This is a genomic window from Vibrio sinensis (assembly GCF_003605645.1).
GTDB lineage: Bacteria > Pseudomonadota > Gammaproteobacteria > Enterobacterales > Vibrionaceae > Vibrio > Vibrio sinensis.
The window spans coordinates 229,436-253,180 of the sequence record NZ_QVMU01000001.1 but is presented as its reverse complement, the minus strand read 5'-3'; the positions used below and the strand labels follow the sequence as shown (position 1 = coordinate 253,180).

The 23,745-nt window shown below is 42.4% G+C and carries 15 protein-coding genes; 7 read left to right on the top strand and 8 right to left on the bottom strand.

Annotated elements, in window-relative coordinates; all coding sequences use genetic code 11:
- Positions 1–81: 81 nt before the first annotated feature.
- The 7 genes from adiA to DZ860_RS00940 form a co-directional block, all read right to left on the bottom strand.
- Positions 82–2,373, bottom strand: a complete 2,292-nt coding sequence (adiA, locus tag DZ860_RS00970) for an arginine decarboxylase (protein WP_120029043.1) — start codon at positions 2,371–2,373, stop codon at positions 82–84.
- Between the two features lie 46 nt (positions 2,374–2,419).
- Entirely contained in the window at positions 2,420–3,751 is a 1,332-nt protein-coding gene (potE, locus tag DZ860_RS00965; RefSeq protein ID WP_120029042.1) for a putrescine-ornithine antiporter, read from the bottom strand.
- A gap of 327 nt (positions 3,752–4,078) precedes the next feature.
- Complete coding sequence (locus DZ860_RS00960) at positions 4,079–5,533, bottom strand: glutathione synthase (protein WP_120029519.1); 1,455 nt, start codon at positions 5,531–5,533, stop codon at positions 4,079–4,081.
- A gap of 154 nt (positions 5,534–5,687) precedes the next feature.
- On the bottom strand, positions 5,688–7,514 hold the full coding sequence (locus DZ860_RS00955) for an ABC transporter ATP-binding protein (protein WP_207890574.1): 1,827 nt from the start codon (positions 7,512–7,514) through the stop codon (positions 5,688–5,690).
- A complete protein-coding gene (locus DZ860_RS00950) occupies positions 7,507–9,357 on the bottom strand; it encodes an ABC transporter ATP-binding protein (protein ID WP_120029041.1) in 1,851 nt (616 codons plus the stop codon). The genes DZ860_RS00955 and DZ860_RS00950 overlap by 8 nt, the downstream gene beginning before the upstream one ends.
- A 6-nt stretch (positions 9,358–9,363) precedes the next feature.
- Entirely contained in the window at positions 9,364–10,983 is a 1,620-nt protein-coding gene (gene gshA / locus DZ860_RS00945; protein ID WP_120029040.1) for a glutamate--cysteine ligase, read from the bottom strand.
- 219 nt (positions 10,984–11,202) lie between these two features.
- Positions 11,203–12,240: a LacI family DNA-binding transcriptional regulator gene (locus tag DZ860_RS00940; RefSeq protein ID WP_120029039.1), complete on the bottom strand. Its 1,038-nt coding sequence runs from the start codon at positions 12,238–12,240 to the stop codon at positions 11,203–11,205.
- A 390-nt stretch (positions 12,241–12,630) separates the two neighbouring features.
- On the opposite strand from DZ860_RS00940, the gene DZ860_RS00935 reads away from it, so the two are divergent.
- From DZ860_RS00935 to DZ860_RS00905, 7 genes are all read left to right on the top strand, one after another.
- Positions 12,631–13,890 (top strand): extracellular solute-binding protein, encoded by a 1,260-nt coding sequence (locus DZ860_RS00935; RefSeq protein ID WP_120029038.1) that lies wholly within the window; start codon positions 12,631–12,633, stop codon positions 13,888–13,890.
- 92 nt (positions 13,891–13,982) lie between these two features.
- Positions 13,983–14,861 carry a carbohydrate ABC transporter permease gene (locus tag DZ860_RS00930; RefSeq protein ID WP_120029037.1) on the top strand — a complete coding sequence of 293 codons (879 nt, stop codon included), beginning with the start codon at positions 13,983–13,985 and terminating at the stop codon, positions 14,859–14,861.
- On the top strand, positions 14,861–15,673 hold the full coding sequence (locus tag DZ860_RS00925) for a carbohydrate ABC transporter permease (RefSeq protein ID WP_120029036.1): 813 nt from the start codon (positions 14,861–14,863) through the stop codon (positions 15,671–15,673). The genes DZ860_RS00930 and DZ860_RS00925 overlap by 1 nt, the downstream gene beginning before the upstream one ends.
- Positions 15,673–17,967 (top strand): glycoside hydrolase family 2 protein, encoded by a 2,295-nt coding sequence (locus tag DZ860_RS00920; RefSeq protein WP_120029035.1) that lies wholly within the window; start codon positions 15,673–15,675, stop codon positions 17,965–17,967. Before DZ860_RS00925 ends, DZ860_RS00920 begins: the two co-directional genes overlap by 1 nt.
- Complete coding sequence (locus tag DZ860_RS00915; protein ID WP_120029034.1) at positions 17,960–19,042, top strand: ABC transporter ATP-binding protein; 1,083 nt, start codon at positions 17,960–17,962, stop codon at positions 19,040–19,042. The genes DZ860_RS00920 and DZ860_RS00915 overlap by 8 nt, the downstream gene beginning before the upstream one ends.
- A gap of 225 nt (positions 19,043–19,267) precedes the next feature.
- Entirely contained in the window at positions 19,268–20,557 is a 1,290-nt protein-coding gene (locus tag DZ860_RS00910; protein ID WP_120029033.1) for a carbohydrate porin, read from the top strand.
- Between the two features lie 315 nt (positions 20,558–20,872).
- A complete protein-coding gene (locus DZ860_RS00905; RefSeq protein ID WP_120029032.1) occupies positions 20,873–22,411 on the top strand; it encodes a glycosyl hydrolase 53 family protein in 1,539 nt (512 codons plus the stop codon).
- Between the two features lie 94 nt (positions 22,412–22,505).
- Here DZ860_RS00905 and DZ860_RS00900 read toward each other — a convergent pair whose 3' ends face one another.
- Positions 22,506–23,687, bottom strand: a complete 1,182-nt coding sequence (locus tag DZ860_RS00900) for an MFS transporter (protein ID WP_120029031.1) — start codon at positions 23,685–23,687, stop codon at positions 22,506–22,508.
- Positions 23,688–23,745: the final 58 nt, after the last annotated feature.

Genomic DNA, 23,745 nt, shown 5'->3' with positions numbered 1-23,745 from the left:
AGAACATTTAGAAAACCGAATCAAAATAAAAAACGGGTTGAGCATGACTACTCAACCCGCTGAAAATGACCAATGGTCTTTTTATTGTTTCACACACATAACGTGATAAACCCCATCCACCACTTCCGTGCCCTCGGTTTCATGTTCAAAACCGGGAAACTCTTTATCCCATACTTCTAAACTACGTAGATAGGTAATTTGTGGGCTACTGCTATCACCGAAACTTTCCCCTGACATCAACATTGGAATACCTGGTGGGTAAGGAATCACCGCATTTGAAGTGACTCTTCCCTCTAATTTGTTAGATGGCACCATCTCTACATTATTATCAACAATAGTTTCAAATGCCGCTCGTGGAGTCATAACGGCTTCAGGTAATGTAGAGTAAGCAGCATTCAATTTATCCGATGGTGTATGCTCTTGAAGATAGCGGAACATCTTATCGCTCAGATCTTTCATCCCCATCTCACCGTAAATCTCAGGATAGTTTTCCACCAGCTCCGGCAAAGCCTGTTTTAATGGTGAGTTTTGGTCATGATGCTTCTTAAAGCGCAGCAAGGTATTTACCAAGGTTGCCCACTTACCTTTGGTTATCCCCATCGAGAACAAGAACATAATTTGAAAATCGGTCGTTCGCGTTGGAACAATACCGAAGCGAGTAAGGTATTGAGTCACTAGAGCGGCTGGAACCCCCTCATCAAGGAGTTTGCCATCGCCCCCCATGCCCGGAGCAAGAATACTGACTTTGATCGGATCGAGGATACACCAATCTTCTGGCATATCACTGAACCCATGCCAGCTATCACCGGGCTTCATCACCCAAAAATCTTGGTTCGATGCAAGTAAAGCAGGATCGGCATCTTCAAATGGGATATCTTTGCCAGTCTCTGGGTCGAGGATGCTTTCTGCATTCCAAGGTTTGAAGAACCAGTCGCCATCTTCTTGGAACTCTCGATATAGACGCCCCATTGCTTGGCGATAATCGACAGCTTCGTGAATAACCTCTTGAGTCAGTGAATAGCCACTGTTCCCCGACATTTGTGAAACGGCAATGTCATTGGATGCACTAATCGCATACAAAGGTGATGTCGTTGCGTGCATCATATACGCTTGATTAAACCGTTGAAAATCAATGGCATCTTTGCCGTGGCGAACATGGATGTAAGATGCTTGCGATAACGCATTAAGGAGCTTATGCGTAGAATGGGTTGCAAAGACGGTTGGACCACTCTCTGAGTCTTCCGGATCTCCTCTCATGGCGAAGTGATCTTCATAAATGGGATTAAAACGGGCATAGCCATACCATGCCTCATCAAAATGGAGGCGATTACTACTTTGACCCAATATTTCTTGAACCCGTTTGGCGTTATAACACAAACCATCATAGGTACAATTGGTAATAACAGCATAAACCGCTTCTTGATTGGCGTAATCTTTAGTTAGTGGGCTTTCTAATGCACGTTTTTTCAGCGCGGCTTGTTCCATTTGATGAGGATAAATTGGGCCAATAATCCCATAACGATTCCGCGTCGGTAGCATATAAATTGGGCGAGCACCGGATAACATTAAGCCTTGTTCAATCGACTTGTGGCAATTTCGGTCACAAATCGCTAGGCTGTTTTCTTTCATACAGACTTGCATGATGGTCCGGTTTGCCCCTGAAGTGCCTGTCACCAACGAATAAGACTTATCTGCGCCAAACACTTTTGCGGCAAACGCTTCACTATCACCAAAGTATCCAGTGTGGTCGAGTAGCGAACCAAGCGATCCACGTTCTATCCCCATATCTGAACGAAACAGAGCTTCTCCAAAATGACTATAAAATCGTTGGCCTGCAGGTGTCTTGGTAAAACCAACACCACCTTGGTGACCAGGAGCGGCCCATGAGTATTCATGAACATCATCATATCTCATCATCGCTGACATTAATGGTGGTAACAATTGTTTGCGATAACGCTCCATACCAGCAATAGCCCGTCCTACGATAAAATCAGCGGTATCTTCAATAATCCACGCAAACTCATCCACTCGTGACATCAACTCGCGGCTGACCGATAACGTGATTTTCTTTCTTTCAGCTAATAGAAATACTGGTACACCTTGCTGGCGGCGATTTAGCTTATCAATGAGTTGGAAAAACTTGTCGTTCTCATCCGCTTGTCGACCCGTCATTTGTGAAGTCAGCATAAAACAATCAACGGCAGTATTGGCATTAAAAATGGAATAACAATCATCAAACGATGTTGCTATGGTGACACGCACCCCCTCCGTTTTAAATTCATCAATTAATCGGTTGAGTGCGTTCTCAATAACGCCGGACTTTACCGTGTCATTAAAGATCAAAACATGCTTCTGCTTGCCATAATTCCCCATCGTACTCATTCCTTTCTTTCAAATTAAAATTACGTTCGTTGAATCACTATTTCGTCTCAGATACTTTGATTTTTTCTTGTTCATCACGACTCGCGATAAAGCCATAGAAGAAGTAACCCAATAGCGTAATCAAGGTTCCATAGAAGACGGACTCCATTCCTGTTGCATAGGCTCCGTAAATACTATAAATCACGGCAAAAGAGCCTATAACCATACTGGTTTTGTATTCAGAAGCATTTACCTTGCCATCACGCAGAATCACCCCTAATGCAGTCATAGATAGAATGTATGGGATCATGTTGATAAATACGGCTAAATCGACCAACACATTAAATTGTTTAATTAATGTTGGAGAGATCGTCATTACGGCGAGAATTAGCTCTAGCGCCAACATAATCAACATGCCTTTAAATGGCGCGTCATACTTATTCACTTCAGCAAAGACTTTAGGAAAAAGATTGATCTCCGCAGCGGCTTTCGATACTTGTGCATTGGTAAACTGCCAACCCAATAGGGATCCAACACAGGCTACTATGGCCATCATGGTAATTACATTACCTACCGTAGAATCAAACATTTGCGCAAATACTAAACCGAAAGGAGCATCAGAAGCGGCCAGTTGTTCATTGGGCACGATGCCTTGGATAACCGTGGTGGAGGCGATATAAGTGATAGCAGAAAAGATAGTCGCCAACATACAGGCTAATGGAACGTTACGTTTAGGATTTTCAACCGCAGCTGAGTTTGCCCCAGCTGACTCAATCCCCAAAAATGCCCAGAGTGTGAGAGCTATACCTGAAGAAATAGCTTTTGAAATCGGTACATCATGAGGGTTCCATGCTTCAGCAAAAATTTTCGGGTCAAACCAAAACCAACCAATGATGGAAAGGCCTAATACTGGAATAATTACCCCCCAAACGGTAATGGATGAAATACTACCGGTTATTTTAGGGCCTCTAAAGTTGGCTAACAGGGTTAAAACTAATATCACAACCACGCCGACGAAGTTATGTATTGGGCTGGTTTTTAACCACGGGATGAAAGTCTCCAAATAACCAACGGAGGTTACCGCTATCGCGACAGCACTTATCACCAAACAAACATAGTAGGTGTAAGAGGCAATAAAGAAACTCGATTTACCATGTGCTTTGGCTGCATAGGCTGACATCCCCCCGTCATCAGTACAATACATGCCACATTTAGAAAATGCGTGTGCAATACATAGCGCACCAACAGCAGTGATCCCCCACGCAAGCAAAGCGATACCGCCAGTTTGAGCCAAACTCGAGGGCAGCAAAATGATACCCGACCCCATCATATTGACTGTAACAATGGTTGTAAGGCCAATAAGACCCATTTTATTACTTCCTGAACTCATATATATCCACCTAATCGTGAGAGCCAATTACGTGTTTTCTCGTATTAAGCACTCATGGCAAAGTTTACATAAATGTAACATTACGTGTCAGTAAGCATAGATAAGCGTTTTTTATTCTGGCAACTTTATTATTCGTTAATTTTATTTTGACTTAAATGGCAGCTAAGACTACGCCGAGCCAAAAACAACTAGACTCCGTAGATATACAATGCAATTAAATGACTCAGAATCAGAATAAATAAGGAGGAGGTTGAAATAAATATCGAAAACCAAACAAGCGTTCATCCTTGAACGCGTTGAATAGATAGTTTGAGCCGATAAAGAGAATTAATCTGCGAGTGTCAGTGAGTCTAAAATCCCTTTGCCGCTATGGATTCCCCCCTCATTTTCACTGGCCGGTTTACTGCGGATCAAATACCCAGCATAACCATTAAATTGCGTGACAGGTTCACCATTGAAGTAAGCAGTAAATAAGCCGACTTCACTCATCAAGTTGTCAACAACGGTTTGCTGACTATCACGCACAGCGACTGTCGCTCTTTCTCTTTCATGAGGGTATAGGCGTTGCATCAATGCCCAGGCATCATATTCTTCCGGTTCAAGTTTATTAAGTTGTGCGCTGATATCCTCACCGAATACACAGTGACCACCACCCTCTCCTTGATTTTTAAGTACCCATTGTTGTTTATCCGCATGAGCATGGAACCATTCAATATTTTCTTCGCTTACCGGCTTCATTTCCGCCAATACGCTTTTCACTAGTTTCGCTTCTTCTAACGTTAAGCCCCAACGCGCGTACTCTTGTGCCGGTAACATGGTTAATAACATCTGCATGGTTTTGCTCGTCGCCAATTGCTGACCAATCGTGGCATTCACGGCAACATGATGCTGTTCAATGAACAGTCGAGTTTTACTCAGGGTTTCGCAACACACGGTTTCATTTAGTTCAGGGGCACAGTAATCTTGGTACTGATAACCCGCTCGAAGGTAAACCACATCAATCGTACCGACATTTTCTAGCATTAAACGTTTATTGTCGCCGCTAGAGAGTTGCTTACTCAACTGTTCAAACGTTCGTCTGACGGTGCGCAACCCCAATCGTTGTAACTCAACTTCCAAAAGATGCTGGTCATAAACGTTGTCTTCGTTATTTTGCACCACCATTAAAAAGGTCGGCTTCCCCTCCTGGTTAAAATCAGCCTGAATTTTTTTAGCTGACGTCGCAATCGCAAATGCAAGTTGTTCTAAACCGTGGTTTTCAGCAGGCTGCGCCGATACCTCTTCCGCCCACTCTTGATAAGTCGCCGGCCATTGTGATTTAAGGTAACGATGAAATTCCGTCGCGCGTTGACCAAATGGCCCCATTCCAGCAGCAATACCGTTGAACTCAATCACCTTAGCGCCGTGATATCTGTCATCCATAAAGTCGGTTCTCATCAATAGCAATGGTTCACGTGCAGGTTCAATACGGTGCTCTTCGCTACCATGAGCTTGAAGATGTAACGACATAAGCAGCGCAAAAAACGGATCTGCTTTTGCCATTGCACTCAGTGATGATTGCAAAAACGCGGGATCTTCCGACACTTCACTAACTAATTTTGTGATCAGCGGAACGACCTTAAGTAGATGTTCGTACACCGGGCGCTCCATCGTCATCGGCGCAATGCTAAAAGGGCAATGTCTTGCAGTATTATCAGCTTGTCTGAACGCGACACCATGCATGATCGCCCATTCACAGGCATCTTCGACTACTTGCTGGGGAATGGCCGCTTGCTTGGCCATAACGTGTGCTGTTTCTAATCGGTTCGTTTTTTCCACATTCATTATCTATTGCTCTTAATAACGCATCACTGAATGATGCCTAACTTAATACTGTCTAGCGTACTAATGCATTGATTAAATAGTACATTAGCTAAATAGCCGCTCAACTGAGCTACTAAACTGCTACGGCTGGTACGGTCACTAAACCGAGCGTGCTATTTTGATGTTCTTGCTCTTCTTGCTTTTTTTGCGCAAGGTAGAGATCTTGATAATCGCCCACTTGCCGCACTAGGTCCTCATGAGTCCCACGTTGAACAATCTGTCCTTTATTCATCACCAAGATTTGATCTGCATTTTGAATGGTCGATAAGCGGTGAGCGACTGTAATCACGGTTCGACCATCTTGAATATTTTCTATCGCTCGCTTCACCGCATCTTCACTATCACTGTCTATATTGGCCGTTGCTTCATCCAACAAAAAGATTTTCGGATCATGGGTTAAGGCTCTTGCTAAGGCTATTAACTGTCTTTCTCCAACAGAAAGAGAGGCTCCGCTATGACCCGGTTTATGATGGTATTCGCCACTCAAACGCTTAATAAAACCGTCAGCCGTCACTTTTTTTGCCGCCATGATCGCTTGTGCTTCATTCGGAGCCTGATGGGACAAGTCAATATTTTCTAGTATAGAACCACTAAAAATAGTTGGGTCTTGAGAAACCAGACCAAACATATCGCGCAACTGCGCTTCAGGTAACGCTGCTAAAGACTTTCCACCGACTAATATTTGCCCTTGTTGATGTTGATAAAAGCGCATCAACAAATTAATAATCGAACTTTTACCACTCCCTGTGTGGCCAACAATCGCGGTGAACTGGCCTCCTTTAGCGGTGAAACTCACGTTCTGCAAAACAGGGGTTCCCTGCTCATAACTCAGACTCACATTATCAAATTCAATATCATGTTGGTCCGGTATGTCGACCCATTCACTCGAGTGACGCCCTTGCTCCGACTCGTCATCAAGTAGTTCAAACACGCGCTTTGAAGAGACCGTCGCCACTTGCAGTTTGCGCAGTTCCATTGAAAGTTGACGGAATGGGTCAAAGAAACGCTCGATATAATTCAAAAATGCGTACAGTGTGCCGACTTCAACTACTGTGGTTAAAGACGCTCCCGCAAACCAAGCCACTATGCCACCTGCCGTAATAATAGAAACAAGTCGAGTTAGTGGGATCAACATCAGGCTATCAATAGCAATCGAGCGCGTCCTAAACTCAAACCAGCGTTGGTTTTCCTGCTCAAATTTTGTTTGAAATGCTTTTTGCTGACGAAATGCTTGTATCAGCGCCATACCTTGCAATGACTCATTAATTTGACCATTAATATTGCTGATCTGGACTCGAATCCCATCAAATATCGGCATCGATATTTTGCGATACAAATGCATAGTTAGAAGCAATACTGGAATCAAAATTAAGCTCAACAACATCAAGCGCCAATCAAGCAATGCTATCGCTACAAAAATAGCAATGATCCGCATTCCCCCTTGAACAATCGTGGGAAATGTCGATACAAACAGGTCACGCATCGATTCCGTATCATTGGTAATATAAGACACTAATTTCCCAGCTGACAGACGGTCAAATGTGCTAATTGGAAAACTAAGAACATGGCGAAAAAGTTGCTCTCTTACATCTTTAATGACCAGCAAAGCCCCTTGCCGAAACAGCACTGCCTGAAAATAAGTAAACACGGCTGAGATAAGGTAAAACAACATCACCAATCCAGTCAGCCACGCAAGATGGAACCATTCGAATTTTTGCGGCACAATCACATCATCTAAGATGATTTTCGCTAGCCATGGGATCGCCACTTCAGCACAAACCGCAACGGCCAGCATGATAAACGCTAATAAAAACGATCGTTTATGAGGCAGAGAATAGGCAAACAAACGCTTGAACAAGGATTGATTACTCTTCATCTCTATGTGTTGTTCGCTAGACATGAGCTTCTCCCATTTCTTGCTGTGGCTTTTCATGTATTTGTCGATGAGTTTTAGGTTGATTTTCCAACGGTTGAGCGATGACTAGACCAAGGTGATGAGAAATTTCCTCTTTACCTAACTGGCTTTGACGTTGATAAACCATGGAATACCAGCCTTGTTTTGCCACCAATTCATGATGTGATCCCTGCTCTTCTATTTGACCTTGGTTAAGCACCAAAATATGGTCTGCCTCAAGCAAGTTGGTCAGTCGTTGGGTCACCAAAAGCAACGTCTTATGTCGATAGTGCGTTTTCAGGTTTTGACGAACCAAGACTTCTGTTTTCATATCCAACGCACTGAACGGATCATCCAGCAACAAAATATCGGCCCCAGAAAGCAGCGCCCGTGCAAGCGTTAATCTCTGTTTCTGTCCACCAGAAAGATTACTACCGCCCTCACGTAATGGAGTGTCAAAACCCTGTTTCATCGCTTCTATCTCATCTTTAATTCCCGCCATCTGTGCGACATGAATAATCTCATCGATGCTTGCATCCGGTTTTGCCAAAGCAATGTTTTCTCCTATCGTCCCAGAAAATAAGAACGGCTTTTGAGGGACCCAAGCAACATTGCTGCGTAACGAATCAAAGGTCAGCGTCTCGATATCATGCCCATCAATCGCAATACGTGACGGTTTCATTAACGGGAACTGGCGTAATATCAGCTGTAATAGAGTGCTTTTCCCGCCCCCTGTCGGGCCAGTAATTCCCACCAATCCACCTTGAGGAAGTTCAAATCGAATCTGCTCCAATGTACGATGCTGGCTACCTTGATAGGTAAACGCATCAATATCAACAGATAACCGAGCTTTCGCATCGTTTGGCAATGTTTGCGCCCCTTCAATCACATCTTCTACTTCAGAGAAGAGTGTCTCTAAACGCTGCCATGAAGTACTGCCGCGCTGAAATACATTGAATTGCCAACCAAATTGTAAGAAAGGTCCAAGTAGCTGGCCTAAATAAAGCGTGAACGTTGTAAATAGACCGACGGTAATATTGCCTTTGCTGATCAAATAAGCGCCAAAAGTAAGCGACATAACAAATGAAAGCCCGTAGATAAGCTGAATAGTTGGAGCAAATGCGGCATCTACTTTCGCCACCGATAAGTTGGCTTGTAGCGTTTCATCCAATGCCGTGGTAAAACGCTGCTCTTGACGCTGTGCAATACCGTGAGATCGCACCGCGCGAATGCCCGCAACCGACTCCCGCGCTTCTTCATTCAAACAAGAAAAGCTCGCTTGAGCACGCCCAAACGCTTTATGTAGCTGCGTTCCATAACGATGAGTAATCAAAATCAACAACGGAAATGGCAGCAAAGCAATAGCGGTTAACTGGCCGTTAACAACGAAAATCATGCCGAAGATAACCGTAAATCCAGCAATAAACGAATCGACTAAGGTCATCACTCCCATTCCCGTCGCTTCTTCGACGGCATTTAGGTCATTAGTGGCATGAGCCATCAAATCACCACTGCTGCGGCGTGTGTAAAATGAGGGGGATAAACGCGAAAACTTATCGTACAACTCGCGGCGCAACAAACGAGTGATAGCAATAGATGCACCATATAAACGACTTTGCCAAACATAACGCAAAGCATACATAGCAAACGCTGCAAGCACGATGCCACCCACATGGCTAGCCAGTTGAGTCGTAGTCAGTTGACCTGAGCTGATATTATCGACTATTCGCCCGATTAACCAAGATGGGACTAAATTCAATAGTGCGACCACTTGCAATACCACAAACGCGATTAGGTACTGTCGGGCATACATTTTCATGTAGCCACGCAATTTCCAAAGAATCTTCATGTCGACTTACACCACTGCTGCTTGTTGCTTACAGTCACGCTGTAGTTCGTTTTTTTGTTTTAAGAAATCATCAAAATCGATCTCCTGCTGAGACTCCATTAACGCTTGCTTAAACAGTGATTCAGTTGCCAATTGAATGAGTGTTTCGTCTTCTGTTATTCCAATAGATTTTTGATCTAAATGAACATGATTCAAATGCTCATTGGATAGCTGTTTGATTAAGGCGCTGTGCGACAAATTTTCTTGCTGCATTTGGGCTAGCAGCATGGCAGATGGCGTTAGCTCACTATTATGAAACTTCTCTGATTCATGATCTAAACTTGCTTGATACTGAGACGTCGCAAATTTTTCGTCAAATACTAGAGCGACCGTTCTCATCGAGCTAATGATTCCAAGTCCCATTTGCGTTAACTCTTCTTCCACCACCTCGAGGTTACTCTGTAATGATGGTAATTTCAGTTGAGGCTCTCGACCTCGTGTTGCCACAAGTTCCTGACGACGTACAATCACCGTTCGCTCTCGTTCCGTCAGTTCTGGGCTTGGTGCTAAAGCGCAATAAGTTAGAAACAGATCGAGAAAATGACTTTGTTCTTCGCTGATACCGAGAGGCAAATATGGATTGTTATCCAAACTGCGCAATTCGACATATTGAACTCCATGGTGACACATTGCGTACAAAGGGCGTAACTCATCACTGACGATCTTAGGACGTACCGATCCATACAGTTCATTTTCAAGTTGCAATACAGACCCATTGAGTTGTTGGTCACCGCTAAAATGAGTATATCGCTCACTTGGGCGAGTTAATGCCGTAAATAAATCCGATAAGTAGGCTTGCTTATTATTAAAGCTCACCGGATACAATGATTGTTCGCTACTTGTATAACCTAAATTACTTAAACGTAAAGATGTCGCCCACGGTAAGTAAAACGAATCTTCATCCAATGATGCTAAAGTATGCTCTTTTCCTATCAGGTAACTCTTGTCTACCGCAGGTGAGGCACCAAAAAGATAAGCAATAATCCAACCGTGGCGTAATACATTGCGAATCAGATGGAAGTAACGGTCTGAAATAAAGTCATCAATAGAAAGATCACTGTGAGTCTCACTATGAAGCGCTTGCCAAAATGATTGAGGTAACGAGAAATTATAGTGAATACCTGAGATCAATTGCATCCGTTTACCGTATCGATTCGCCAATCCTTGGCGATAACGCATTTTCAATAGACCTGCGTTAGATGTGCCATAATTCGCGATCGCAATTTCCTCTTCGTTTGGCAAGATAGGCGGCATGCTGGCTCCCCATAACATTTCACCAAAAGGTAATCGCTGCGCGACAAAACAATGTAACGAGGCCAACGAATTGAACATCGCACTTCGGTCCGTCATTGCTGCTGTCACCAGTTCCAACTGAGACTCTGCAAAATCGGTGGTGATATAAGGGTGGGTTAACGCTGAACCTAACGCTTTGGGGTGCGGTACTCCCGACAGTAAACTTTGTTCTGTCGTTCGAATCAATTCCCTTTCAATACCTCGGCGAATATCAACCAAAGAAGCTTGCACGCGGTCATTGTTGAGGAAATTTTGGATATCAATTTCTGAGTATGTTACGTCGTTATTGTTCATTTATTCACTTCATAAAATTGCTTTAGCTTCTAGAAGACGAACAACAAACCGAAAAGACGCAAAAAAAGTGAAAATAATTTAAATGAAGGCAATCATCAAACGAGTTGGCTTCCCTATTGGCCTAGACAAGCAAGTGCACCTAGCAGAAAAGATATTGACAATCAACACCTTACCTAAGATAGTACACCAAATTCGCAGCTGTAAGCGGAAATGCTCACACTAAAGTGGACTTTGTTCCAAACAGAAACTGTCACGCCACATCATCTTATATCCAAGTAAGACTTTTTTCTTATAATTGCGTCCCGCTGCACGCTCAATGGCAAGGTCTACCGCTGACTCTCCCATCTCTGTTGGAAATAGTTTCATTGTCGTCAAAGTCGGATTAAGGTGCTGGGCTGCAGGAATATCGTTCATGCCGACCACTTGAATCGTTTTAGGGATATCAATATCTCGTTCTTGGATCGCACGGTATACTCCGATCGCAATAATATCTGTCGCTGCAAAGACTACATCTGGTATCTCTTTACGATTCAACAATTCCGTCATGGCCTGATAGCCCGACTCTATACAAAAAGCATCACTAACTTTGCAAAGCTCATCGTTATAAACACCAGCCGATTGCGTTAATGAACGGAAAACATATAGCCTAGCTTCATCGTTGCCAATAAATGCAGGGCGTACAGCACCACTATCAATAATATTTGAAACAATTTCGATGGCAGCATCTTCTCGGTCAAATAGAACCGAATCACAGCTATGTTGCATGGGCTCTGAGTCAACAAAGATCAGATTGGAATTGAGAGTATAAATCTGTTGAACATCTTGTTGTGAAAAATGACCAACACAGATCACGGCTTGAGCTTGTTTAATAAACCCGCCACTTGATGCCAAATTCGCAACAAACGTATTTCTTAGCGCAATATTGAATTGATGACATCGCTTTTCGATCCCAATTCTTACCGCCGTAAAATAAGGGTCGTTCAGTTCTTCTGTTGGAGTTAAAAAGTGTACAACAACAATATTTAACTCCGCACGATTCACCAGCTTAAAGTGCGTTCGAGCAACAAAAGAATCATCTTCGTGACGTGCGACCTTTTTCCTCATTGTTGGCGTTGAGTAACCTAACTCTTTAGCCGTTTCTCGTATTTTATCACGCTTATCTTTCGTCACCGATATCGTCGGATCATCATTAAGAACACGAGACACTGTAGAAGACGCGACTCCCGCTAGTAAAGCGATATCTTTGATCGTTGCCACTCTATTTTCCTAATTATTTCCTACGAATCTGAGTATAAACTAGACGATATAAATAAAAAAATAAATAAATTTTTAGTGAATTTTCCCATTTATTTACTGGCAACAAAAACTATATTAGCGGCGATCTTATAAAAATAAATCTCACCAAGGCGAAATACATAAATGACCACATAAAATATGTCACTTTGATATCCAATTTCATTTAATCAATAGTAATTATTAAGGAAAACTTTCCCTAACAATTTTGCCGAGATCTAAGTTCTTTTACTCAACATCAAATATAAGTGACCTAGATCACTTCCGATGATAATTATCATGATTTCGCCAATTGCAACGATCCATTAGTCAAAATACATTAACTGTAACTCCTACAACCACTAGGCGAATACAATGAAAATTCATAATAAACTATCGGTTTTATCTTTATCCCTCATCGCATCAGCCATCACTGCGTCAGCAAGTGCTGATGACTTAACGGTATGGGCATGGGACCCAAATTTTAATGTTGCGGCAATGCATGAAGCTGCCAGTCGTTATCAGCAACAAACACCAGACTTTGAACTCGAAGTTATTGACTCAGCTCGTGAAGATATAGAACAAAAGCTACATACCATGCTGGCTTCAGGTATCAAAACCTCTCTTCCTGATATCGTCCTAATCGAAGACTACAACGCACAAAAATTCTTAGAAGCTTACCCTGGTTCCTTTCTTCCGTTACAAGATCATATTAATTACAGCGAATTTGCACCGTATAAAGTTAAGGTGATGACCAAAGACGAAAAAATTTACGGCATCCCTTTTGATTCAGGAGTCGCTGGCTTATTTTACCGCACTGACTATTTAGAAAAAGCAGGTTTCAAACACGAAGACTTAGTTAATATCACTTGGGAGCGATTCATTGAAATTGGCAAGGTCGTCAAAGAAAAAACCGGCGTAGCAATGCTCACCTATGATATGAATGATGTGGTTCTACCTCATATTATGATGCAATCAGGAGGGGAATGGTTCGTTGACGATCAAGGCAAGCTCAATATCTCAAAAAACGAAGCGCTCGTTGAAACTCTAGAAACCATTAAAGTGATTAATGACGCCGAAATTACGCGTCCAATCTCAGGTTGGTCTAGCTTTGTAGGAAGCTTTAACGCTGGCTTAAGCGCTACAGTGACTTCCGGGGTTTGGATTATGGGCTCAATTAAAAGTGTCGAAGCACAAGCCGGCTTATGGAAAGTGGCACCAATTCCAAGACTTAATATTGAAAATGCCACTCATGCCTCGAATCAAGGTGGCTCTAGTTGGTATGTACTTAGCACCAGCAAAGATAAACCTCTCGCTATCGATTTTCTGAAAAAAACCTTCGCTGCTGACCAAGATATGTATCAAACCCTCTTAGTAGAAAGAGGCGCTCTTGCAACCTATTTACCCGCATCGACTGGTTATGCATACACGGTGAGTGATCCTTTCTTTGGTGGCCAACCTGTCTTCTCTGATTTTTCTAAATGGGTGAGTGAAATTCCGCAAGTACCTTATGGCATGTACACTCAAGAAATTGACACCGCCATCGCCTCTGAAATTCCAGCAATCTTAAAAGGGGAAGATGTCAAACAAGTCTTACAACGTGTTGAACAAACATTGAAATACCAAGGTATCTAGACCTTAAAGCAGCTTGATAGTTTCCATTAGATAGAAACAATCTGAAATCGCGTAGACATATCAAGCTGCACATTCTCTGTGGTGGAAAAATAATGAATCAATCCAAAGTACGTCGGCTATACGACATCAATGGCTGGGCTTTTGTCGCCGTTGCGGTAAGCCTTATTGCCATTATGACTGTCTACCCTATTCTCAAATCCCTATGGCTTTCTTTTCATTCAGGCCGTGGCGTAGTGATGGAATTTGTGGGGTTAGGCAATATTGTACGGCTCTTTTATGATCCAGTCTTTAAAAAGGCTCTATTTAATACATTAGGTTTTTTGGTCATTCAAGTGCCTATTATGATCCTGCTTTCATTAGCTATTTCATCTTGTTTGAATTCGCCAAAACTAAAATATAAACAATTATTTAGATTGGCGATATTTTTACCTTGTGTTACTTCATTAGTTGCATATTCAATATTGTTCAAAAGTATGTTCGAACTTGATGGTGTAATTAATTCATTTTTATTGCTTATAAATATCATCGACAAGCCAATCCCTTGGTTAGCCGATCCTTTCTGGGCAAAAGTCACCATCATCATCGCGATTACTTGGCGTTGGACTGGCTACAACATGATCTTTTATTTATCAGCAATGCAAAATATCGATAAGTCCATTTATGAAGCTGCAAGAATAGACGGAGTAAGTCCAATAAAACAGTTCTTCTTTATCACTGTGCCACTATTAAAACCTGTCATTCTATTTACTACTGTCACCTCAACAATAGGGACATTACAGTTATTCGATGAGGTTATGAACATTACTAATGGTGGCCCAGCGAACTCAACGCTGACGTTATCACTGTATATTTATAACTTGTCATTTAAGTTTATGCCTAACTTTGGATACGCAGCGACGGTCTCATATGTGATCGTAGTTTTTGCCGCCGTCCTAGCCCTATTCCAGTTTAAAATAGCGAGGGATAAATAATGAGAAGTAGCAAAATATATAATGCGTCAATGTATATTTTCTTAATACTGGTCAGCTTTTTATCCCTATTTCCTTTTTATTGGATGCTTGTATCAAGCACCAACAAAACCAGTGATATCAATATGGGTAAGTTTTCTTTTGGCGACCAATTATTTGTGAACCTCGAAAAACTCACAAGCCAAGTTGATTTAGGGTTAATTTTTTACAATACATCGAAAATCGCGCTCCTCAGTACGATTTCAACCCTTATTGTTTGCTCTATTGCTGGCTATGCGTTTGAAATCTACAGCAGTAAAACCCGTGAACGCGTTTACGTTGCATTGCTGACTACTATGATGATTCCTTTTGCAGCACTGCTAATTCCGCTATTCACCATGTTTGGTAAAGCTGGCATGTTGGATACGCATTTTGCCGTCATCATGCCGACTGTCGCTGGGGCATTCATCATTTTCTATTTTAGACAGTGTACTAAGACGTTTCCCCGAGAATTAATCGATGCCGCTCGTGTCGAGGGCGTTGCTGAATGGAAAATATTTTTATATGTCTATTTTCCAATTATGCGTTCAAGTTATTCAGCCGCATTTATCATTGTATTCATGGCGTCTTGGAATTCATTTCTCTGGCCTCTGGTCGTTCTGCAATCAAACGAACTTAAAACAATGAACCTTGTGCTTTCAAGCTTTGCCTCCGCCTATGCCCCTGATTTTGGGTTAATTATGGTTGGAACTGTTGTTGCCACTCTCCCGAGTTTACTTATTTTCTTCGCCATGCAAAAACAATTCGTGGCGAGTATGACTGGAGCAATCAAATAATGCGTCATTCTCACAACATTCGAAATAACTGGTTTTTTTGTCGTGGCCACGATGTGATTGCCTCTCTCGATAATGTCGATAACTACCAATCCGTAGAGTTGCCACACAACGCTCATGACGTACCGTTCAATTACTTTGATGAAGCGTCATTGCATGGCGATTATACCTATCACTACCCTTTGGAGTGGACTGATAGCAAAAACAACCAATTTAGTGTTTTACGCTTTGAAGGTGTGATGTGTGATGCCCACGTTTATGTCAATGGAAAACTGGTAGCGCAACATAGTGATGGTTTCACGCCTTTTGATGTCAATATTTCGCCATTTCTCCAAGAGGGTAAAAACCTCATTTCAGTGACGTTAAGTGGCTTAGAAAACCCATTAATTCCCCCTTTTGGTGGACAATTGGACTTTCTCTGTTTTCCGGGTATCTATCGCGATGTATCACTCACGACTTACTCATCAGTGCGGATCAAAAACTTAAAAGTAGAAACATATAACGTCCTCGTAGATCCTACTTTGAGAGTTAATGTCTTTCTCGAATCGTTTGATGACAGTGCCCAATCATTGGCGCTGCAACTTCGGTTAATTAACAAGCAAAATCAGACTATCTACGAGTCCGATCATGTTCATGTTCCCTCCGTGAGTACACCTGTCACCATCATGGCGTATGGCTTAAAAGCTATCGAGCTTTGGGGTATAGACAACCCGAATTTATACCGCATTGAAGTTGATCTTATTTCAAATGAAAAACTTGATACATACACAACTCAAATAGGATTTCGTGAAGCTGAATTTAGAACCGATGGCTTCTATCTCAATGGAGAAAGAGTTCAGTTAGTCGGGATCAATCGTCATCAGAGTTTTCCTTACATTGGCTATGCCATGGGTAAACGTGCTCAGCAAGATGACGCAGATATCGTGAAAAACGAACTTGGGTTCAATTTAGTAAGAACATCTCATTACCCACAATCACCCGATTTCCTCGATCGATGTGATGAGATTGGCCTACTTGTTTTCGAAGAGATCCCTGGTTGGCAACATGTTGGCGAACAAGAGTGGCAAGATAAGTCGGTTGATAATGTCCAAGCCATGATCGAAAGAGACTGGAATCACCCAAGTATTATTTTATGGGGCGTTCGCATTAATGAATCAGCGGATCATCACGATTTCTATCTACGCACTAATCAACTGGCTAAGTCGCTCGATTCAACACGCCAAACTGGCGGGGTACGGTGCATACAAAACAGTGAGTTTCTCGAAGACGTTTACACAATGAATGATTTTATCCTCAGTGATAGTCAACTCAATCCAAATGGAGTACTCGCCGTCCGCAGTCCACAAAACGTGACAGGCCTTGATAAGCAAGTTCCATACATGATTACCGAATATGCTGGCCATATGTATCCAACTAAGCGCCAAGACTGTGAAACATGGCAAATCGAACATGTGACTCGCCATCTTCGAGTTTTAGATGCCAGTTTTGCAAATCCAAACATCAGTGGTGCCATTGCTTGGTGTCTGTTTGATTACAATACGCATCAGGATTTTGGAAGTGGCGATAAAATTTGCTATCACGGCATCATGGACGCATTTCGCATTCCAAAATTCGCGGCGAGCGTTTATGCCAGCCAAATGAACCCAGAACAACACACTGTATTACAACCAGTCACCTACTGGACTCGTGGAGACCGTCCAGAGGCGAGCGCTTTACCGCTAATGATCTTAACCAATTGCGACAGTATTGAGATCGAAGTGCTAGGTAGTGATCGTTGTGAAACTTTCTACCCTGATCGAGCTAGGTTCCCACATTTACCTCACCCTCCTGTAATTGTTGATCGACTAAATCAGCGCAGTTTGCCCCTAGGGGATTGGGGCCATACTTGGAACAACCTTATCATTCGTGGATATACCAACGGAAAACTCGTTATGCGCAAGGAGCTAGCCGCTTCTCCACAGCCAACAGAGCTTTCTATTTCATTGCAAACTTCTCATTTAATGGCTGATTGTTCTGATACCTGTCGCGTCACAATAAAAGCGCTGGATCAACATCAACAGTTACTTCCTTACTGTAAAGATGTGCTTTCGGTCTCCACCAGCAACAATTTGTCATTAATAGGACCAAGTATGTTGGCGCTTGATGGCGGCGCAATCGGCTTATGGGTTAAAGCTCACCAAGCCGGAGAAGCAACGATTACAGTGACAAGCCAGATTTTTGGCCAGCAGACTCTATCACTCACAATTGCTCAACCTATATCACAGCACTCTAAGACGAATGAGGTTCACCATGGCTGATGTTAAATTAAATCAAATTGTCAAACGTTACGGAAAAATACAGACAATCCATAACATCGACCTGACGATCGATTCAGGCGAGTTTGTGGTATTTGTTGGCCCATCAGGCTGTGGTAAGTCGACCTTACTAAGAATGATTGCCGGTTTGGAAGATATTACAGAGGGCGAACTCTACATTGATAAAGAACTTGTTAACGATTGTGACCCGGCATCAAGAAAAATAGCAATGGTGTTCCAATCTTACGCTTTGTACCCTCATATGACTGTGGCTGAAAACATGGGCTTTGGCTTAAAAATGACAGGGCATCCCAAGCAAGAGATTGAAGCTCTAGTCCAAAAAGCCGCGAAAACATTACAGCTCGAAAGTTTATTAGACCGAACACCAAAGCAGCTGTCCGGGGGGCAACGGCAACGTGTCGCGATTGGCAGGGCCATCGTAAGGGAACCTAAGGTGTTCCTGTTTGACGAACCCCTATCAAACCTTGATGCGGAACTTCGAGTAGAGATGCGTTTACAGATTGCAAGACTGCATCAAGACATGGGTAACACCATGATTTATGTTACTCATGATCAAGTAGAAGCCATGACCTTAGCTGACAAAATTGTGGTGCTAAACAAAGGGATGATTGAACAAGTCGGCAGCCCTTTGGAACTCTACCATTATCCAATCAATCTATTCGTTGCTGGGTTCATTGGTAGCCCTAGAATGAATTTCTTACCTGGTGTAGTTCAGTCTATTAACGATAACCAAATCAATATACAGATTAATCAATGTGAAACGATAACTGTGCAGCGCAATCTGGCCAATATCAATGTCGGACAAAAAATCACGCTGGGAATCCGCCCTGAGCATTTGAAAACTGAATGTGATGGTGATGTCCACTTTGTGATTCAAAACGAAGTAAGTGAACGTTTAGGGAATGCAACCTATATGTTTGGTAATTTTGCTGGGGTCAATGACTTTAAAGTCCATTTAACTGGTGATATTGATCTTAAAGCTTACAGCGATGTTAAATTGACCTGTCAAAGTAACGATTGTCATTTTTTTGATGAGAAAGGACTGAGAATAAATTAAACTAAAACGATTTAATTAGCCCATAATCTTCTTTTATCACAGCACTGCATTCGCGGTGCTTTTTTGTTTTGAACCATCAATAAATAAAGAATAAAATAACTATCATTTGAATAAGATCATTTTCTTCCCGCTTTATTTCCTAAATATTTCCTTATTAATTTGGTTAAATAGCCATGTTAAGCAGCCATATTATTTGTACAACTTTCTTTAAAGGAATAATTAGAAATGAATAAATGTAAGTTATCATCTGTCGCACTTGCAGTGACCACAATTATTGCTTCCTTTTCTATCTCTGCTTCTAGCGAAAATATTGAAGAACTAACCAAACGCGTACAAGAACTCGAAGCTAAAATCGACTTGAGTTATGCCGATAACCAACAGCCAATGGTATTAACTCCGGATTTAGAAATACCACTCGGTATTGTCTTTTCTGGCTATGCTCGTTATGGCGCTCATTACTCAGCTGGCGATCAACGTTACGTCCAAGTCGGCACTACAGGCGTTGCCACTGGACGCCTTGGAAATGAAGCCAACGGCGGTGAATTCCAATTTGCTAAAGTCTTCAGCAATGACGACGGCCCGATTTGGGATGTCGCGTTTATGATAGATCAATGGGGCGTCGACCAATGGGACTCTCCGGGCGGACTGAGCTTAAAAAAAGCCTATGCGGGCGTCACCAATATTTTTGAAAGCCAACCGGATCTCTATGTATGGGCTGGTCGTGACTTCCATCAGCGTCCAAAACAAAGCCTCAATGACTACGCGTGGATGGACCATGACGGTCAAGGTGGTGGATTCTATAATCTAAACTTAGCTGGTACTAAGTTTGACTTTGGCTTTATAGGACAAGTCGATTACGGTGATGGCGGTGCATTGGGTAATGATACTGGTCGATATGCCCTCACATCCAAACTTCATGGTATTGAACTTGGTGGCGCCAACATTGCTCTGTTCGCAAACTATGGCTTTGCGTCAGATGAGGCCGTAACAGTAGGCTCTCCTGATGTAAACAATGAGACAGCATGGCAACTAGCATCACAACTTGATTTCAGCCCAGCAGCTAAATTGATCGTACGCTATGCTGACGGCGCTGATAGCTCTGTATTCAACCTCAGCGGGGATGTTCAAGCATTGTATGCAAGTTTCGAGGGAGCGGTAAATGTGACAGAACCATTTGCTGTCGAATACCTAACATCTTACAAAAATGTTTCTGGTTCAGACGCAGATGAAAGAAATGAATACTCAGTGATTGTTCGGCCAACCTATCAATGGAACAACATCCATTCCACTTGGCTAGAAACTGGATATGCCTTAGAAGATCACAAAAATGGTGATGAAAAAAGCGGTTGGAAAGTCACCTTATCACAAAATATTTCATGGGGTGGTTTACCAGGAAGCCGACCAATGCTTCGCTTCTACACCACTGTCGGTGACGTAGATAATTCAGTGCAAGGCACGTCAAGCGTAAAACAAGACACACTAAGTGTTGGCGCGATGTGGGAAGCATGGTGGTAAAGAGAGATAAGTAAACATTTAGATTCACAATAAACACATCGAACACTAAATAGAACTATTTAGGAATATTAACAGCTAAATTTATAATATTCATTTAGACACACTACCCTGTAGATATATTAATAACATCTCATATAACCCAACACCTAACGATAACGAAAGAGTACGTATGTGCTCTTTCGTTTAACCATGAGAGGTAAATATCAACAATTTGATACCGTTCAAATAAAACATCTTATATTTTCTAATTATTTACCTATTTTTTATTTATATTCTGATGAGATACCACAATAACAACTGATACAAGGATATATCATGAAATACCTGTACCGACTATTTAGATATATTATTTTATCCTCATTTTCGTTGCTGCTCTTAAGCCCAACCTATGCACTAGAAAACCCAATTAATAAACATGATAACTTCGCATACGGCGCCGATATTGGTTGGATAAAACAGTTACAAGATGAGGGCGTCACATGGCAAAACGACAATGGTGAAGCCAGTGACCCACTAATCATACTCAAAGACCATGGCATTAACTCCGTACGTTTACGCGTTTTTGTTAACCCCGATCCGAGCGCTTATTGGCACAAAAATAACACCACTTGGACCATGCTTGGCTATACCGATAAAGTGCGCGTTATAGAAGCTGCCAAGCGAGCGAAACAATTAGGCATGCGGATTATGGTCGATTTCCATTACAGCGACGTGTTTGCTGATCCTGCCATCCAATATAAACCGGCTGCGTGGGTCGGTATGAATGTGACTCAATTAGTTGAAGCGATTTCTAACCACACTTTAGGCGTTATGACAGATTTGATCGCTGAAGGCGTCATTCCAGAATGGGTACAAGTAGGTAACGAAATTGAAAATGGGATTCTATTACCTGACGGAAGCCCTAGCAATTTTGCAAATTTAACCTTGATGCTCAATGCTGGTTATGATGCCGTTAAAGCAATTAGCCCAACTTCTAAAGTGATCACTCACCTTTCTAAAGGAACCGATAATGCAAAGTCTCGTTGGTTTTTCGATAGCTTCTTAACCACTCATGGCGGTAAAACCGATATCCTTGGTTTTTCGTTTTACCCTTATTGGTTAGGTCAAGATTATTGGAACGTGATAGATGCTTTATCAACCAACCTCAATGATATGGCGACAAGATATAACAAAGAAGTCATGGTTGTAGAAACGGGTGGCGCAGAATCGAACCCAACAGATAGTTACTGGACAGTAAAAGAAACCATTGATGCTGTTAAAGCAGTACCAAACCAAAAAGGACTGGGAGTCTTTTATTGGGAGCCTGCCGCTCATTCGAGCGTGCTTCCTGATAGTTACTCACTCGGCGCGACTCAAAAAATAGATGACAAAGTATTAAAATTCACCATCGCATTAGATGCATTTGATGACGCATTGCTACCACCAGAACAAACTGAACGCTATCGTATTATTAACCGTAATAGCGGTAAAGCGCTTAATGTACGTAGTGGCTCAATGCACGATGGCGCATATATCGAACAATATGGTTATGATGGCTGGGGTAGCCAGCACTTTACGCTCGTCGAACTCGAAAACGGGTATTACTATATTGTTAATGATCGAAGTAAAAAACGCTTCGATATTGAAGCGAATTCAACCGATGATGCAGCCCAAACTGTTCAGATGACAGCAAGCGAACACCACAGCCAACAATGGACATTGCAGCAAATCGATGGGGGTTACTACAAAATCATCAACCGTCATAGCGGCAAGCTTTTAGATATTAACCAAGCATCAACTCAAGATGGTGCAACGGCTATTCAATGGGTTGATAATGGAGGTTGGAACCAACATTGGCAGCTCATAAAAAACTGATAGCCAAGTCAATGTTGTCTCTTAGAAGATAAAAATTACTGGAAAATACGCATAAACAATAAACCTCGAGCAATCGAGGTTTATTGTTCTCAGATTACGCTTGGGTCATTTCTCGAGTCATCGATGAACTCGATAGCCACGCAAACCCTGCGATTGCCATGTACCCGAACATTGGAACGACATAACTATACACGACTCCCAACGACGCAATGGTACTGGCTTGCAACATAGGAACCACCCCACCACCAATACCGCACATAATTAAGATTGCCGAGGCTGCCGCGGTAGATTCACCCAAATTTTCAATCGCGCGAGAAAAAATGATTGGATACATAAACGAATTACATAATCCTACCATGACCAAGGCGATGCCTCCGCTAAAGGAACCACTGCACATCGCGAACACAATTAAACTCATCGCACACAGCGCTCCAAATAATAGTGTTCTAAGTGGTTGATAACGATTTGCCAACCAACTGTATGCCATTCTTCCGACTAACGAACCAGCCCAATACAAACTCATTAACGTCGTCGCTGTTGCTGCGCTTAAGCCTGCAATATTAGAATCCGATAGATAGCTAATAGTGACTGTCCCGACAGCCACCTCGACGCCCACATAGGTAAAGATCATCAACGCGCCAAACAAAAACTGCGGCTGTTTAGCTAAATTACCTAAATGTGCCGACACTTTCATTTGCTGCTTCGGTGTAACATCCACCAGCGCAGAGCGATAAATCAACAGTGCGATGGTCGCTATCACCAAAGCCAACAGAAGATAAATATTCGCCACACCAACGGTAACCATCGCAATAGCCAGCAATACGGGTCCCAATGTTGTACCCGTAGAGTTGAGCGTTGATGCTATTGTCAAACGACGCGTTGCTGCATGGCTTTCACCAGTGATTGTTACATAAGGATTCGCCACCACTTGTAATGCTGCGACTCCCATCGCCACCACAAATACAGAGACTAAAGCCCCGGTAAAACTTAATACGGAGAGCGTGGTATAGAGACTGAGGCACCCCATAACTGTCAGGCCCAATGCGCCACCTAAGCTAAATTTATAGCCTCGCTTAGCCATACAAATAGAAGTAGGAATACTGACTGTAAATGGCGCAATATAGAATGCCAACTGCACTAACATGGATTGCTGATAAGTCAGAGAAAAGAGAGCCTGAAAATGAGGTACTAGAATACTGTTGGCTGATGTAAGTACACCCCAACTAAAAAACACTAATGAGAGCAGTATCAGTGAACGCGTTGATTGATTTTTCATATTAAAATAGGCTCACATTTCTATGAGCCTCCTTAATAACAGTGCGATTGAAGAACAA

Bases quoted from the DNA above. Each gene is read 5' to 3' on its own strand.
- adiA (WP_120029043.1), bottom strand. From the start codon at position 2,373: ATGGGGAATTATGGCAAGCAGAAGCATGTTTTGATCTTTAATGACACG.
- potE (WP_120029042.1), bottom strand. From the start codon at position 3,751: ATGAGTTCAGGAAGTAATAAAATGGGTCTTATTGGCCTTACAACCATT.
- DZ860_RS00960 (WP_120029519.1), bottom strand. From the start codon at position 5,533: ATGGCCAAGCAAGCGGCCATTCCCCAGCAAGTAGTCGAAGATGCCTGT.
- DZ860_RS00955 (WP_207890574.1), bottom strand. From the start codon at position 7,514: ATGTCTAGCGAACAACACATAGAGATGAAGAGTAATCAATCCTTGTTC.
- DZ860_RS00950 (WP_120029041.1), bottom strand. From the start codon at position 9,357: ATGAAGATTCTTTGGAAATTGCGTGGCTACATGAAAATGTATGCCCGA.
- gshA (WP_120029040.1), bottom strand. From the start codon at position 10,983: ATGAACAATAACGACGTAACATACTCAGAAATTGATATCCAAAATTTC.
- DZ860_RS00935 (WP_120029038.1), top strand. From the start codon at position 12,631: ATGAAAATTCATAATAAACTATCGGTTTTATCTTTATCCCTCATCGCA.
- DZ860_RS00930 (WP_120029037.1), top strand. From the start codon at position 13,983: ATGAATCAATCCAAAGTACGTCGGCTATACGACATCAATGGCTGGGCT.
- DZ860_RS00925 (WP_120029036.1), top strand. From the start codon at position 14,861: ATGAGAAGTAGCAAAATATATAATGCGTCAATGTATATTTTCTTAATA.
- DZ860_RS00920 (WP_120029035.1), top strand. From the start codon at position 15,673: ATGCGTCATTCTCACAACATTCGAAATAACTGGTTTTTTTGTCGTGGC.
- DZ860_RS00915 (WP_120029034.1), top strand. From the start codon at position 17,960: ATGGCTGATGTTAAATTAAATCAAATTGTCAAACGTTACGGAAAAATA.
- DZ860_RS00910 (WP_120029033.1), top strand. From the start codon at position 19,268: ATGAATAAATGTAAGTTATCATCTGTCGCACTTGCAGTGACCACAATT.
- DZ860_RS00905 (WP_120029032.1), top strand. From the start codon at position 20,873: ATGAAATACCTGTACCGACTATTTAGATATATTATTTTATCCTCATTT.
- DZ860_RS00900 (WP_120029031.1), bottom strand. From the start codon at position 23,687: ATGAAAAATCAATCAACGCGTTCACTGATACTGCTCTCATTAGTGTTT.